This window comes from Chitinibacter sp. ZOR0017 (genome assembly GCF_000799095.1).
GTDB classification, from domain to species: domain Bacteria; phylum Pseudomonadota; class Gammaproteobacteria; order Burkholderiales; family Chitinibacteraceae; genus Chitinibacter; species Chitinibacter tainanensis.
Genome location: NZ_JTLG01000029.1, coordinates 69,733 through 84,537, shown reverse-complemented (window position 1 = coordinate 84,537; position 14,805 = coordinate 69,733). Strand labels below are relative to the sequence as shown.

The 14,805-nt window shown below is 55.7% G+C and carries 18 protein-coding genes; 9 read left to right on the top strand and 9 right to left on the bottom strand.

Going from position 1 to position 14,805, the window contains the following annotated elements:
- The first annotated feature begins 376 nt into the window (after window positions 1–376).
- The 8 genes from purE (at window position 377) to L991_RS16560 (ending at window position 5,802) form a co-directional block, all read left to right on the top strand.
- A complete protein-coding gene (gene purE / locus L991_RS10450; protein ID WP_028450209.1) occupies window positions 377–865 on the top strand; it encodes a 5-(carboxyamino)imidazole ribonucleotide mutase in 489 nt (162 codons plus the stop codon).
- A complete protein-coding gene (locus L991_RS10445) occupies window positions 862–1,134 on the top strand; it encodes a hypothetical protein (RefSeq protein WP_047395020.1) in 273 nt (90 codons plus the stop codon). Before purE ends, L991_RS10445 begins: the two co-directional genes overlap by 4 nt.
- On the top strand, window positions 1,124–2,272 hold the full coding sequence (locus L991_RS10440) for a 5-(carboxyamino)imidazole ribonucleotide synthase (RefSeq protein ID WP_047395017.1): 1,149 nt from the start codon (window positions 1,124–1,126) through the stop codon (window positions 2,270–2,272). Before L991_RS10445 ends, L991_RS10440 begins: the two co-directional genes overlap by 11 nt.
- Before the next feature lie 201 nt (window positions 2,273–2,473).
- Window positions 2,474–3,025 carry a GNAT family N-acetyltransferase gene (locus L991_RS16565; RefSeq protein ID WP_052190812.1) on the top strand — a complete coding sequence of 184 codons (552 nt, stop codon included), beginning with the start codon at window positions 2,474–2,476 and terminating at the stop codon, window positions 3,023–3,025.
- Between the two features lie 79 nt (window positions 3,026–3,104).
- Window positions 3,105–3,983 (top strand): phosphoribosylaminoimidazolesuccinocarboxamide synthase, encoded by an 879-nt coding sequence (locus L991_RS10430; protein ID WP_047395013.1) that lies wholly within the window; start codon window positions 3,105–3,107, stop codon window positions 3,981–3,983.
- A 2-nt stretch (window positions 3,984–3,985) separates the two neighbouring features.
- A complete protein-coding gene (locus L991_RS10425) occupies window positions 3,986–4,402 on the top strand; it encodes a hypothetical protein (RefSeq protein ID WP_047395010.1) in 417 nt (138 codons plus the stop codon).
- Between the two features lie 34 nt (window positions 4,403–4,436).
- On the top strand, window positions 4,437–5,174 hold the full coding sequence (locus tag L991_RS10420; RefSeq protein ID WP_047395006.1) for a dienelactone hydrolase family protein: 738 nt from the start codon (window positions 4,437–4,439) through the stop codon (window positions 5,172–5,174).
- Between the two features lie 214 nt (window positions 5,175–5,388).
- Entirely contained in the window at window positions 5,389–5,802 is a 414-nt protein-coding gene (locus L991_RS16560; RefSeq protein WP_052190811.1) for a protease inhibitor I42 family protein, read from the top strand.
- On the opposite strand, the gene L991_RS10410 is transcribed toward L991_RS16560, so the two are convergent.
- From L991_RS10410 to L991_RS10370, 9 genes are all read right to left on the bottom strand, one after another.
- Window positions 5,799–6,320 (bottom strand): hemerythrin domain-containing protein, encoded by a 522-nt coding sequence (locus L991_RS10410; RefSeq protein ID WP_047395115.1) that lies wholly within the window; start codon window positions 6,318–6,320, stop codon window positions 5,799–5,801. The two genes, L991_RS16560 and L991_RS10410, sit on opposite strands and share 4 nt — an antisense overlap.
- Window positions 6,321–6,470: 150 nt before the next feature.
- Window positions 6,471–7,613: a M14-type cytosolic carboxypeptidase gene (locus L991_RS10405; protein ID WP_047395003.1), complete on the bottom strand. Its 1,143-nt coding sequence runs from the start codon at window positions 7,611–7,613 to the stop codon at window positions 6,471–6,473.
- Window positions 7,614–7,657: 44 nt separating this feature from the next.
- Complete coding sequence (locus L991_RS10400) at window positions 7,658–8,011, bottom strand: DUF2185 domain-containing protein (protein WP_047395001.1); 354 nt, start codon at window positions 8,009–8,011, stop codon at window positions 7,658–7,660.
- A gap of 22 nt (window positions 8,012–8,033) precedes the next feature.
- Window positions 8,034–9,023: a Gfo/Idh/MocA family protein gene (locus L991_RS10395; RefSeq protein ID WP_047394998.1), complete on the bottom strand. Its 990-nt coding sequence runs from the start codon at window positions 9,021–9,023 to the stop codon at window positions 8,034–8,036.
- Window positions 9,024–9,109: 86 nt separating this feature from the next.
- Entirely contained in the window at window positions 9,110–9,709 is a 600-nt protein-coding gene (gene metW, locus L991_RS10390; protein ID WP_047394995.1) for a methionine biosynthesis protein MetW, read from the bottom strand.
- The gene (locus tag L991_RS10385; RefSeq protein ID WP_047394992.1) at window positions 9,709–10,842 is read right to left on the bottom strand and encodes a homoserine O-acetyltransferase; all 1,134 of its coding nucleotides are present in this window, start codon (window positions 10,840–10,842) and stop codon (window positions 9,709–9,711) included. Before L991_RS10385 ends, metW begins: the two co-directional genes overlap by 1 nt.
- Window positions 10,843–10,874: 32 nt before the next feature.
- Window positions 10,875–11,825 carry a glycosyltransferase gene (locus tag L991_RS10380; RefSeq protein ID WP_052190810.1) on the bottom strand — a complete coding sequence of 317 codons (951 nt, stop codon included), beginning with the start codon at window positions 11,823–11,825 and terminating at the stop codon, window positions 10,875–10,877.
- Window positions 11,822–13,060, bottom strand: coding sequence for an O-antigen ligase (locus L991_RS10375; protein ID WP_047394988.1), 1,239 nt, complete (start codon window positions 13,058–13,060; stop codon window positions 11,822–11,824). The genes L991_RS10380 and L991_RS10375 overlap by 4 nt, the downstream gene beginning before the upstream one ends.
- A 21-nt stretch (window positions 13,061–13,081) precedes the next feature.
- Window positions 13,082–13,942, bottom strand: a complete 861-nt coding sequence (locus L991_RS10370) for a glycosyltransferase (protein ID WP_047394985.1) — start codon at window positions 13,940–13,942, stop codon at window positions 13,082–13,084.
- A gap of 75 nt (window positions 13,943–14,017) precedes the next feature.
- On the opposite strand from L991_RS10370, the gene L991_RS10365 reads away from it, so the two are divergent.
- Window positions 14,018–14,785 carry a glycosyltransferase family 2 protein gene (locus tag L991_RS10365; protein WP_047394981.1) on the top strand — a complete coding sequence of 256 codons (768 nt, stop codon included), beginning with the start codon at window positions 14,018–14,020 and terminating at the stop codon, window positions 14,783–14,785.
- Window positions 14,786–14,805: the final 20 nt, after the last annotated feature.

Below are 14,805 nucleotides of genomic sequence, written 5' to 3'. Positions count from 1 at the left end.
GCACGCAGGGGCTGGGCGCCACACAGGCCGGCAAAGGCCGCCGCAAGACCGCATCAAATCGCACCTCATTGGCAATGAAGCTTCAATTTAGCAGGATCGTGCAGGCAAAACCAAGCAACGCACAACTTTCGGGCAAAAAAAACGCCAGTTCGACGAATCGAAATGGCGCTCAGTAAGACATAGGATGGAAATGAAACACTACAGCCACATGCAGACTAGCTGTATGACAAGATATTGCCCCAGTCGCAAATATTAGTCAATGCTAATACTGTAGGTAATTTTCCTGATACAAGGCAGCACCTTTTGTCCAAACCCCTATCGGAACGACTTGTTTTTTCGGTAAAATTGACCGCTTTTGCGTTTGGAGTTCACGGCGATGGTTCAAGTCGGCGTAGTAATGGGTAGCAATAGCGATTGGGAAGTGATGCAACACGCAGCCAAGCAGCTGAAAGCCTTTGGCGTCGAGTTTGAATGCAAAGTGGTATCGGCCCACCGCACCCCGGATTTGTTGTTTCAATATGCTGAAGAAGCGGCAGCCCGCGGCCTGACCTGCATTATTGCTGGCGCCGGCGGTGCAGCCCATTTGCCAGGCATGTTGGCCGCGAAAACCACCGTGCCAGTCTTGGGTGTGCCCGTACCATCCAAATATCTGCGCGGCGAAGATTCGCTGTTGTCGATCGTGCAAATGCCCAAAGGCATTCCGGTGGCCACCTTCGCGATTGGTGAAGCGGGCGCTGCCAATGCCGGCCTCTTTGCCGTAGCGATGCTGGCCGGTAGCAACCCAGCGCTGGCGCAACAGCTGAATGATTTCCGCGAAAGCCAGAAACAAACCGTGCTGGCCATGGAATTACCCGCTGTCGAATGATCGATCGCACGCCGCCTACCGATCTACGCCCTTGCTGGTATTACATACTGGTCAAGGGCTGTTTATTTTGGGGACTGACCTGTTCCCTGCTGTTGGCGGCACTTTGGCATTACAGCGGCACTTATCCCAATTGGCTTGAGGGGGTATGGGCTGCAAACCCAATGGCGATGATCGCTGGCGGGATATACGGCTTTGGGCAATGGGGATTTGCCCGCCACCAGGCTTTTAAAGCAAGACTGCAATGGAAGGAAGACAACGATGAGCAATAAAGCGACAACCCCTATTTTGCCCCCGGCGATGCTGGGCATTTTGGGCGGCGGCCAGCTGGGCCGCATGTTCGCCACGGCAGCCAAAACCATGGGCTACCGCGTGACCGTGCTCGACCCGGACCAACACGCCCCCGCGGCGGATTTTGCGGATGTCCACCTGTGCAAATCGTTTACCGATCCAGCAGCGCTGCAGTACATGGCGGAGCATTGTGCGGCCATCACCACCGAATTTGAAAATGTGAATGCCGACTCAATGCGCTGGCTGGCCGCCCAAGGCGTGCCGGTTTCGCCATCCGGCGATTGCGTCGCCATTGCGCAAGACCGCATCGCCGAGAAAACCTTTATCCGCGACGCGGGGCTGGATACCGCGCCGTTTCTGGCGGTCAAAAACGCCGCCAGCCTGGAAGGCGACCTCGCGCCGTATCTGCCCGGCATTCTGAAAACCGCGCGCTTGGGCTACGACGGCAAAGGGCAGGTGCGCGTGAAAACCGCAGAAGAAGCGCGTTTTGCGCATGCCGAAATGAAGCATCAGCCCTGTGTGCTGGAAAAAATGCTGCCCTTGGTGGCCGAGGTGTCGGTGATTGTGACCCGCACTCGCGCCAATGAAGTGGCGAGCTTTCCGGTGGCAGAAAACGAGCACGTCGATGGCATTCTCGATGTCTCGATCGTGCCGGCCCGGGTGAAGCCCGAAGTCGCCGAACGCGCGCGTGCCATGGCGATGACGCTGGCAGAAAAACTCGACTACATCGGTGTGATGGCGGTGGAATTTTTCGTGCTGGAAGGCGATGCGCTGGTGATCAATGAAATGGCGCCACGCCCACATAACTCGGGCCACTATACGCTCGACGCCACCCTCACCAGCCAGTTCGAACAGCAAGTGCGCGCCATGTGCGGGCTGTATCCAGGCAAACCCGATCTGCTGCAGCCCACCGTGATGGTGAATCTGCTGGGCGATGTGTGGGGTGAAGAGGGGGCCGAGCCACGTTGGGACGTACTGCTCACCGCGCCAAATGCCAAGCTGCACCTGTATGGCAAAAAGATGGCGCGTCCGGGCCGGAAAATGGGCCACTACAATGTCTTGGCCGCCACCGCCGAAGACGCGCTAGAGCAAGCCCGCGCCATCAAAGAAACACTTTAAGCGGCCACTACGGCAACCATTAGTCATGGGTATTGCCCGACAAGGCAATCTAGCAAAGGCACCATGGGCAATACCCCAGACTGCATCATCGCCCTCACTCGCGCCGCGCCGCCACTGCCGCCGCCGCGGGCAAATAATTTCACCTTGCTGACAACATTCCGCTAAGATGGTTGTTTTGCTGACAAACTATCGTCATTGCTTATGAACGCTCCCCGTTACCGCTTGCGCCGGGCCACGCTGGATGATCTCAGCCTGATCGTGAGCTGGCCGCAAACGCCGACCGAATTGCGTTTTCTGTTTCCCCGCGCCGAATGGCCAGCAGAACCGCTGAAACTGCTGCAGCACTTGGCCGGCCATGAAGATGGCTTTGTGGTCTGCAATGACGAGCATGTGCTGGGCTACGCCAGCCTGTATAACGCCAAACACCAAGGCCGCGCCTGGATTGGCCATCTGATTGTTAATCCACGCGCCCGCCGCATGGGCGTGGCCCGCTATCTGGTCTGCGCGCTCACCACCATCGCGCAAGAGCGCCACCGTTGCAGCGAAATGGCCACCATCTGCTTTGCCAATAATCAGGGCGCCTACGATTTTTACCATGCGCTGGGCTTTCGCAGCGAAGGCTGGGAAACCCGGCTCGATCATCGCAATGAAGGGGTGAAAGTCTATCGGCTGGTGCGCCATACCGGCAGCCCGCAGCCTTGCCCCGAGCCGATTGAAAATAGCCTTGCGCTGGGCGGCTCAAGCGCCGCGTAAATAGGCAAAGCGCAGCGATTCAGGCAAAATACCGCCTTGATTCGTCCTAGTGGTGATCCACCACGCTTCTGGAGCAATGATGAGCGGCCTGACTTCCACCAATCTCACCAGCCTGAAAAAAATCTACTCGGGCAAAGTGCGCGATCTGTACGAAATTGACGATCAGCGCATGCTGATGATCGCCACCGATCGCCTGTCGGCGTTTGACGTGATTCTGGCCGAGCCGATTCCGGAAAAAGGCAAGATCCTGACTTCGATCTCTAATTTCTGGTTCGATCTGCTCAAAGACGTGGTGCCTAGCCACTTCACCGGCGATCAACCCGAAGACGTGGTTTCCGAAGCCGACCGCCCGCAAGTCGAAGGCCGCGCCGTGGTGTGCAAACGCCTGAAACCGGTGCCGGTAGAAGCGATTGTGCGGGGGTATATCGCTGGCAGCGGCTGGAAAGAATACAAGCAGCAAGGTACTGTGTGCGGTATCCAGTTGCCAGCCGGCCTAGTTGAGGCCGACAAACTGCCAGAGCCAATCTTCACCCCATCGACCAAAGCGGCAGTGGGCGATCACGACGAAAACATCAGCTACGCGCAGTGTGAAGAAATCTTGGGCGCAGAACTCGCAGCCAAAGTGCGTGACACCGCGATCTTGCTGTACAAAACCGCCAGCGAATACGCCGCCACCCGCGGCATTATCATCGGCGACACCAAATTTGAATTTGGCCTCGATGAAAACGGCGTGCTGCGCCTGATGGACGAAGCGCTGACCCCAGACAGCAGCCGTTTCTGGCCAGCCGACCAATACCAGCCTGGCACCAACCCACCGAGCTACGACAAACAATTCGTGCGCGATTGGCTGGAAAGCACCGGCTGGGATAAAACCCCACCCGCACCGGCCCTGCCCGCCGAAGTAGCGGAAAAAACCGCGGCGAAATACCGCGAAGCACTGGAAAAGCTAACTGGCTGATTATGCCAAGTTCAATTGAAGTTCTGGATTTAATTGAACAGTTTAAGACCCAATTTCCTCTGGCTTTTTCTGAGGAAATTGAGTCTTTACAAGCCAGGCATTTTGACTGCCAGCTTGACTTTGGATTCCCTGCAGCTGTATTTCTCGAGCAAATCTGTGACAGAGTAAATGCAGCCATCTCAAGCAATGATCTTCGATTGGTTGAGCATTATTTTCGTTTCTTCTCTCAAGCCTATACACACACAAGCGATGATTTCACTCGCCAGATAATTGATGTCGCTTTCGTTGAGAATTTATTTCTTACAGTAACACCAATAACTCAGATTTCATGGGCGTGGAAGATATTACCCACCAACTTGAAATCCCTCTATCTCAATATGTGGGGCGATCCAGTGAAGCGATTTGGCATCACCAATTAATCCATCATTCGATTTATTAAAGGAATACAGACCTATGATGATCAAAAGCGAAATCACCGATCTGGCCACCCCGACCGGCGTGATGCGCACTTATGTGCACCGCCCAGCCGAAGCGGGCCAATACCCAACGATTCTGTTTTATTCCGAGATTTTCCAGCAAACCGGCCCGATTGAGCGCGCGGCGAAAATCATCGCCGGCCACGGCTATAACGTGCTGGTGCCGGAAGTATTCCATGAGCTCAACCCCATTGGCACCGTATTGGCGTATGACGACGCCGGCCGCGATAAAGGCAATGCCGACAAAATGACCAAATCGGTGGAAGGCTACGATACCGACAACGCCGCAATGATCGCCTGGGTGAAACAGCAGCCTTGGCATGGCGGCGATTTTGGCGCGATGGGTTTTTGCATCGGCGGTCATCTGGCTTTCCGCGCCGCACTGCAGCCGGACATCAAAGCCACCGCGTGTTTCTACGCCACCGACCTGCACACCAATGTCATCCCCAATCTGCCCGGCCAGCACAGCATGGAACGGCTGGCGGACATCAGCGGCGAATTACTGATGATCTGGGGCAAGCAAGACCCGCATATCCCAGCGGCAGGCCGCGCGCAGGTGTATCAGGCTTTGGTGGCCGCCGACAAAACCTTCACTTGGCATGAATTCAATGGCCCGCACGCTTTTATGCGTGACGAAGGCGATCGTTATGACCCGCAATTGGCACTCTTGGGCTATCAGCTGGCGTTCGATTTATTCCGCCGTCGTTTGGGCTAAACTCCGCCCTGCTACGCGACAGACCGGCCGAGCGCCGGTCTTTTTTCGCCCATACTAACCCAAGGTATAGCCACACAAGTATTGATAAATAATGCCCTCAAAGGCATACCCATAGCCGTGTAATTTTTAACGTCCTGCACGGGGATTTATTAACAGCGCCATCACCCGCCGCCCCCGTAGCATGAAAGCTCCTCGGTTTTAGCGGAGCATGGTGATGTTGGATTTACGACGCCCTCTTGGCGGCCTGCTGCTGGCCGGCCTGTGCGCCAGTCCAGTGGCCATGGCCGAGCAGCTGGTCACCCAGCTGGAACACCAGCAAGAGATCAAACTGCAGCCGCGTGAAACCCTGACGGTGAAACTGCCGTCTAGCCCCAGCACTGGCTATCTGTGGTTTTACGAGCCGCCCGCCGCGGCGCCATTGACCATGACACAAGATTGGAAATTTATCCCGCGTGATCCACAGGCGCGGCCGGTGATCGGCGATACCATCTGGCGCTTTCAGGCCAAAGACAGCGGTGAAGCCACGCTGCGCTTTGTGTATCGCAAACCGTGGCAAGGCGGCGAGACCGAGCCGCTGGATGTGCGCGAATATCGGATTGTGGTGCAGGAGAAAAACGCCGGCAGTTAACGCTGCCCGCGCCGTGCCGCCATCCGCCGGCCTAACTCAGCCAAGGTGGCTTCATCCAGCAGCACTTTGGCGTAAGGGTAAATGTCTTCTTCCTCGCGCAGTGCATGGGCTGGATACAGCTGGGCAAAGCGCGCGGCCAGCGCATGGGTAAGCTGGCTATCATCGCCCGCGACCACGGCCAATAAGGCCTGCCGCACTTCTTGCCACAAGGCCCCCAGCGTGTCGTGCTCGGCCATAATGGCTTCGATGTGCGCGCGCAGGGTGGGATCGGCCAGCGGCAGCATGGCGGCAAACAGGTCTTCGTCTTCATCCTGATGATGCAGCGGCGCAGCCACATCAAAATAGCGCAGTATGGATTGCGCGCCGGCAATCGCGGCCGCATCGGCGCCGTGTTGCTCCAGATGAGTCACAAGGGTACGGGTCAGCGCCGCATAGTGGCGCACCCGATCATGGCAGGCCACCAGCATCGCCAGCGGGGTGGCAAAGGTAACGCTCGCAGTTTCAAACGGATTGAGCATGCCCGACTCCAGCCAAGAACAGAACTTCAACTTACGCCCAAAGCCGCTGCTTGCCAAGGCAAATTCTTGCCCCGCCGGGCTTGGCGCAAGCTTGTGCCAGATCAATGCAAAACCGGCGCCGCAGCGCCGGTATCTCTGGCAGTGCCGCGCTTAGAGCTGCGGCAAGATGGCGTACAGCGCCGCCAGCAAACTGGCGCCCAATTGCGTTGAGCGCTCGCCATTCCAGCCCACCTCGGGCAGCGGCCGATTGGCGGTGTCTTTAAAGGGCATTTCCACCGTGTAGGCAAGACAATCAAAATGATCCCCAACCCAGTTGGTGCCTAAAGTCAGCGTCTCTGGGCCAAATTTGCCGACTTCGTAGCCGTGCTCCACCTGAAAATCCGGGCTGGCGGCCAGCCACGCCTGTTTGAACGCTTCTTGCAGATCATGCTGCCGGCAGGAGAACGAGGGGTTGCTTTCACAGCCCGCCACAAAATTATGCGGAATACTCTCGTCGCCATGAATATCAAAAAAGGCATCCACGCCCACTTGCTGCATTTTCTCGCGCACCCAATACACTTCGGGGCTGCGCTCCAGCGTTGGCGTTTGCCATTCGCGGTTCAGATTGGCGCCCAGCGCATTGGTGCGCAAATTGCCGCGCACGCTGCCATCCGGGTTCATATTCGGCACTACGTAAAACACGCACTTTTCCAGCAAGGCCCGCGCGATGGGGTTTTGCGGATCAAGCAGCGTTTCCAGCAAGCCTTCTACAAACCATTCGGCCATGCTCTCGCCCGGATGCTGGCGCGCCGTTACCCAGATTTTTTTCTTATTGATGCCGTAATAGCCTTTCTGAATGCCCACCCGCAGCAAATCAAAATCATGCCCATCCGGCGTCACGCCAAGCTGCTCCAGCTTCACCCATGGCGCTGCGGTCACGGCATTGCCCAGTAAGGTTTGATGGCGCTCCCAGCTGTAGGGCTCGAAATAGGCAAACCACATCACATCGGTGTGCGGCGTGTGTTTAATCGTCAGCGTCTGGCCATCAAACTCGGTTTCCACGCGAAACCAGTGCTCACGGTCATACGAGGCCACCGCCTGATAATCCACCCAGCCATCCGGGTACGCACTCTGCCCCGCGTTTTCGATCTTTAAGGTGCAATCGACATCGCGCGCGCCGGAGAGGCGAAAGTGAAACCACTGCGCAAAATCGGCGGCATTATCCGGCCGCAAATTCAGGCGGATATTGGCGGCATCGGTAGCATCAATCACATCAATCGAACCGGAATCGAAATGGCTGGTGATCTGGAGCATAAGCTCTCCTGTATAAGACTGAAAAATAGCGCTCTAACCGTAGATTAATCTAAGGGCGACCAATCCGTCACCGGTTTGAATTCATCATCGTTTTCGCTTTTTACAAAGCGCTCGAACACACTACCGACCGGCGAGGCGAGTAGCGGGATAATGCTGGCATCGTAATTGGCGATGACATTCACATCGAATTCGCTGTGGTTTTTCGGATTGTTTAAGTATTTCTGATCTTCGGTGCCCGAGAAAAAGCGCCAGCCGCTATCGCCTTCTTTGAGCGGTTTTTCGCGGTACATCAGGCCAACGGGATAGCCCTCAACGGTAATTTCGTCGCTGGCCAGGCAGCTGCCGTGGCCGGTGGCGATTTTTTTGATGATGCGTTCATCGAGCAAATAGTCTTTCATGGGTATCCTGCGCTAATCTTGATTAAATATGGCTTTCTGGCGTATACCCCAGCACCGCTTCGCGCGCGGCCAGCACCATGGCAAGCGCGGCGCGGGTTTTGGCATGCGGCAAGATCGGGCTTTCGCGCTCGCCGGCTTGCAGCAAGGCGCAAAAATGCGCGGTTTCGTAATTCAGGCCGCTACCTTGCACCGGCAGGGTGAGGGTTTCTCGTTCGCCAAAGGCGTTGACCAGCGTAGCGCTGGTGGGATTCCACCATTTCTCGTGCAGCACGATATGCCCCGCTGTGCCGCCCAGTAGCGCTTCGCCACTGCCGGCGCAATCCAGCCCGCAGTAGAGCTGACTAATGCCCTGTGCGTGTTGTACTTGCAGGCTGGCAAAGCCATCGACGCCAGTACTGCCCATGCGGCCTAAAGTCTGAATTTGCGCAGCTTCCCCCAGCCAATCCACCGCCAGAAACGCGCTGTAGATGCCGATATCCAGCAGGCCACCGCCGGCCTGAGCCGGGTCGAGCACGGCATGGCTGGCCGGCACATAGGCATTGGGCACCAGATTGGCAAAGCCGGCGCGCACAAAGCGCAGCTCGCCAATTGCGCCGGCGGCAATGCGCTCACGCAAGGCTTGGTAGAGCGGGAAAAACGGCGGCTTCATGGCTTCCATATACAGGCAAGCCGTGTCGCGGGCGACGGCCAAGACGGCATCGAGTTCCGCCAGCGTGACGGCCGCCGGCTTTTCACACAGCACCGCCTTGCCCGCTCGCAGCGCGGCGATGCTCAGTGCCGCGTGGCTGGGGTGAGGCGTAGCGATGTAAACCGCATCGATGTCGCTGGCGAGGAGTTCTTCCGGGGTATCAAATACCTGGGCAATGTGGTGCACGGCCGCAAATTGCCGAGCTTTGGCCGGGCTACGATTACACACGGCCACCGCTTTGGCGGCCGGCACTTCGGCCAGCCCTGCGACAAAGCGGGCGGCGATCTGGCCCGCCCCGATGATGCCGAATCGAACTTGCTCCATCTTTACCCCTGGGTATACGACTGAAAAACAAGCAGCATATGCCTCTGCGGGCCATACACCAATCCGGTATTGTGCTTAACGCAAGGCTATTGGGCCGGGCTAAATTGCACCAGCGCCAAGCTACCGAGCAGATTCGGCCAGAATTCCACCCGCTCGCCTTGATGCAGCACGATTTGCTGTTCCACCTGCATGCCTAGCTTACCGAGCAGGCGGGCAAAATCGTGCACGGTGCAGAAATGGATATTCGGCGTGTTGTACCACTCGTAGGGAATGGTTTCCGATACCGGCATGCGCCCAAGCAGAATCTGCCAGCGGTTTTCCCAGAAACCGAAGTTCGGGAAGGTAACCAGCCCGACTTTGCCCACCCGCAGCATTTCTTGCAGAATCAGCTCAATATTGTGCATGGCCTGAATCGTGAGCGAGAGCACCACGTAATCAAAGCTGCCATCTTCAAAGCTTTGCAAGCCAGTTTCGAGGTCGGCCTGAATGACATTCAGACCTTTTTCCACGCAGGCGACGATGGAATTAACATCCACATCCACGCCAATGCCGCGCACGTTTTTATGCGCTTGTAGCCAGGCCAGCAAATCGCCTTCGGCGCAGCCCAGATCCAATACGCGCGCGCCAGCGGGGATTTGCGCGGCAATGTGTTGTAAGTCGGGGCGCAGAGTCAACGCGGTAGCCATTATGCGATCTCCTTCGCCACGTTATTCAGATAGGCGCGCATCACGGCCATATACGGCGCGTCTTCCATCAGGAACGCATCGTGCCCGTGCTGCGATTCGATTTCGGCATATGACACACTGCGATCGGCATCGAGCAAGGCTTTCACAATTTCGCGCGAACGCGACGGGGCAAAACGCCAATCCGAGGTAAAGGACACCACCAGAAACTTGGCCTGCGCCTGCCGCATCGCCTGCGCCAGCGAGCCGCCGTAATGGCGCGCCGGATCGAAATAATCCAGCGCCTTGGTCATCAGCAAATAGGTGTTGGCATCAAAGCGGGTGGAGAATTTATCCCCCTGATAGCGCAGATACGATTCGATCTCGAATTCGACCTCAAAGCCGTATTTGTATTCGCCACTGCGCAGCATGCGGCCAAATTTCTCGCCCATGCCATCATCCGATAGATAAGTGATATGCCCCAGCATCCGCGCCAAGCGCAGGCCACGCCGCGGCACCACTTCATGCTGGTAGTAATCACCGCCGTGAAACTCCGGGTCGGTAATAATCGCCTGGCGGGCGACATCATTAAACGCGATATTTTGCGCGGTGAGCTTGGGCGCCGAGGCGATCACCAAGGCATGCCGCACGCGCTCAGGGTAAGTAATCGACCAACGCAGCGCCTGCATGCCGCCCAAACTGCCGCCAATCACGGCCGCAAACTGCTGAATTCCCAAGCGATCGGCCAGACGCGCCTGCGTTTCAACCCAATCACGCACCAGCACCACCGGAAAGCTCGAGCCATACGGCTGACCGGTTTCAGGGTTGATGCTTGATGGCCCGGTTGAGCCATGGCAGCCACCGAGATTATTCAGGCCAATCACGAAAAAACGATTGGTATCAATCGGCTTGCCCGGCCCCACCATATTGTCCCACCAACCCGCCGCCTTATCGGTCTCGGCATGCTTACCCGCCACATGATGATGGCCAGACAGCGCATGGCAAATCAGAATGGCGTTGGACTTATCGGCATTCAAGCTGCCATAGGTTTCGACCATTAGCTCGTAGCGCGGCAGCACCGCGCCAGAGGAGAGGGTGATGGGGTCTGTAAATTCAAATTTGTGCGGAGTAACGATCCCGACACTATTGGTAGACATACATGGCCTTTGGCAAAGCGGAGATAAGCGGATTAAGGTAGTACTTCACCTTGCAGCACACGCTGATACAGCGCAAGGTAACGCTCTACGCAACGCGCGATAGAGAAATGCTCGGCAGCATATTCACGGCATTGCAAACGATCTATATTTTGAACCGATTCGGCAGCCAGCGCAAAATCCGCATCGGACTGGCACAGCTGACCCGTAACGCTTGGCCGTACCAATTCGGGCATCGAGCCACGTGGTGTGGCCAGGACCGGGGTGCCGCACAGCATGGATTCAACTACCGCCAACCCAAACGGCTCCTCCCACTCAATCGGAAACAGCATAAATTGGGCTTGCTGCAAGAGCGCCAGCTTTTGGAGCCCCCCCACCTCACCGTGAAAGTGGATCTGGCGGGAAAAGCTATCAAACAAGCCACCTGCTTTAATCAGATCAAAGCGAGATCCGCCTGCGACATCAAGCTGCCAGTTGTACTTTCGTGCTAATGCCAAGGCTCTTGCGGCACCTTTGCTTTTGCGCTTGACCTTGGAAAAGAACAAAGCCTGGCGAGAAGGTGCGCTCGCGAATGGATACTCATCAATCGGCAGGCCATTGTGCACATAAGTGGAACGGCCATGACGCCTTGCATGATCGGCACTGATGCAAACCCAATTGGGGATCGGAAATGCCTCACCTGCTTGCAGATTACCATGTAGCGTGGATAGCGCCGGCAAACCCAGGCCAGCAGCATGCCAGCCATGTAGATGCACGATATCGAATTCACGCTGCCGCGCTTGCAGGATTTGCCGCGCCTCAGCCTCGGTATTTGCCTGCCAATGCAGAGCGCCAGCGAGACCAGAACCTTGCGGTGCCACGAGAATGAGTTGATGTCCGGCCACCAGCAGCTGTTGCGCAATCCAGGTGACCATCCGCTCAGTACCGCCATATTTCAGCACGGGTACTCGCTGATCGATCACTAGCGCAACTCGCAAATAAGTCATTCCATGCCACCCTCTAATCGATGGGCAGGGACTGCATTTGCCGAGGAAAAGCCCCAGCAGACACTCAAACAAATGAAATAGAAAATGACACTGATATTGTGTGCATACAGTGGCTGGGTGAGGCAGGCCACCATAGAAACGATAATCAAACCACAGCCTTGCAAGGCAAACACGCGCTCCAAGCGCTGATTAGAGTGCAGCCGACCCCAGAATAAAGCCAGAGGCGCCAGGAACGAAACAAGCAGCCCGGCCAAGCCGATAAAACCAGCGTTGGCCAAGGTATCAAAGTATTGGCTATGCGCATGGGCAAAATTGGCGAGAAAGGGTTTTTCGCCGAGTTTGGGGGCTAACGCCTCTTTGAAATGACCTGGCCCTGCCCCAAAAAGGGGGTGCTCTTTAGCTATCTCGGCACTCAAACGCCAGAGCTCTAGCCGAACGCCCGTTGAGGTGTCAGCATTGCCATGGTTGTACGCATTGACATCAGCGTGTATTGCTTCAAGTCGTGACTGAACAAAGGTGGAAAAATTTAAAGCATACCCGCAAGCCAAAGTGAGAACACACGCAATAACTAAATGACGGCGATTCGCAATTAATAATTGTAAAAGAAAAAGAATAACTGCCACTAGAAAAGCTAACCATGCGCCTCGAGTACCAGAAACAGCCATGGCATAGGCCCCTCCGCAACCAGCTAAGCAGCAAACTAACCACCATAATCGCCGCGTTGAAAACACTATTGACACAAATGCGCCTAAAGCTAGAATCGCGGCAATTTGTCCATATGGAATTTGATTAGTGATGTGAGCACCAACTCTTAACCAGCCTTGCCAATGCACTAGAAATAAAGCCATGCCGCCAGACAGTAATGCACCTGCCAACCAACCCCAAGTCCAACTAGTAGCCAGTCGCGCTTGAGTTGATAGCGACTTAACCATTAAAGCAATGGGTATGACAGCCAATACCCGCCAAGGATAATCAAGTGCCGTCCACTTCCCGCCTTGCACCAATACAGCTAGCAGCAGCACGATCGGATAAGCCAGCAGGGTGCCGAAGAAAATATAATCCTCACGATCAAATCGAATTGACCGCCGATTGACTCCGCAAAAAATCAAACTCAGCAGCAGCATAAGTGCTGCAATAAAGTTGTAGGACCCCTTGACCGTTAGAATAAGTAGCGGAAAAAGAAATAGTACGGCACCAATTGCCAGATTAAAGAATCTTGATAAGATTATGGGCATTTGAATATGAACACTGCTGAGTTAAGCAAGCGTAAAATGCTTTTTAGTTAGATCTTTTTTTAGCAGCTTTTCCAATCTCATCATCCAGTGATGGCGGCGCTCGCGCTTGGATAAACGATAACTAGGATCTGGCGTGAAAGTAGGCTCGGCGTACTCGCGTAGCCATTGCTGCACAGATTGCGGATGAGTGCCGGCAAAGGGCTGCAGGATACTGGCATCAATTTGCGAGTAATCATGGGCTTTCGGCGCATGGCTCCAGTATTTGGCCACCTGGCGATTTTTTTCCTGCATTTTCTCAGCGGAGCGCACATGCCCGTAATGGTAAATCGGGCAGCCGGCCAAGGCCGCACGTGGATAGCGGCCTTTTTTGTTTTTATCCATTACCACCCAGAATAAGCCATCGGGTGCCCAGCTACGAATCGTGTTGCGAATGATCCGTGGGGCTTGGCGGTACCAGGCCGGGCTTTTGGCCACGAGGTCCGGGCAACCATAAAAATGGTGGTAATCAAAGGCGATCGCTTCCACTTGTTGATTGTGCAGATGCTGCTCCAGCACAGCACGAATCTTGGGGGCATCGTCTTCATGAATGACTTCATCACCTTCGAGATAAAAAGCCCAGTCGCCGGTGCAGTTAAACTGAGCGATCATTTTCTGCTGGGCATACACATAGCCCCGCTGGGCCATGCCTTCATTCCAGACGGTTTCGATAATCCGGATGCGAGGGTCATTGATGGCGCGTACTTGCTCCAGCGTATCATCTTCGCTCTGCCCAACGGCCACGACCACTTCGTCACACACCAACAGCAGGCTGCGCAGGCTTTCGACATAGGGATAACCCAGCATGGAGCCATTACGCAGAAAGGTAAATCCGCTCACTTTCATTTCAGCTTTGCATCCCTTGCATGAAAACGCTCAAACGCTGATTATAACAGCCTCATTACCCCCGCAGAGAATTCGATGCCCACGCTAGGGATTGCCCTGATCACCAAAAATGCCGCCGCCCACTTGGCCGATTGTTTAGCCGCAGTGGCTTGGGCCGACCAGATTGTGGTGGTCGATTCCGGCAGTAGCGACAACACCCTAGCCATAGCGGCACGCTTTGATGCGCACATTATCCAAACCCCGGATTGGCCCGGCTTTGGCCCGCAGAAAAACCGCGCTCTGGCGGCACTGCAAACCGACTGGATTTTGGCACTGGATGCCGATGAAATTGTCAGCGCAGAGCTGGCACAATCGATACAACAGGCCATGCAGCAGCAAGAAGTCGCTGTCTGGCAGCTACTGCGCCGTTCTAGTTTTTGCGGACAATGGGTGCGCCACAGCGGCTGGAACAAGGATTGGGTGGCACGACTATTTCGCCGCGATACCGCGCACTACTCCGACGATTTAGTTCATGAAAAGCTGGTCTTTAACGGTCAGGCAGGGCGGCTGAACGGTGAGTTGCTGCACTATTCCTATGACGACTACGAAACCGTGCTGCAAAAGATCAATGCCTACTCCAGCGCTGGCGCCCAGCAGCGCTTTCAGCGCGGCCAGCGGGCCAGCCTGCCGGTCGCCATTCTGCGCGGCCTGTGGGCCTTTCTTCGTACCTACATCATGAAGCGCGGTTTTCTCGATGGCCGCGCCGGTTTTCTGATTGCGCTAATGAATGCCGAGACGACGTTTTATCGCTTTATCAAACTGCAATACCTAGATCAGGTATCAACGCCAAAGCAAGACAGATGAATAGCTTCTAGCGTATACCC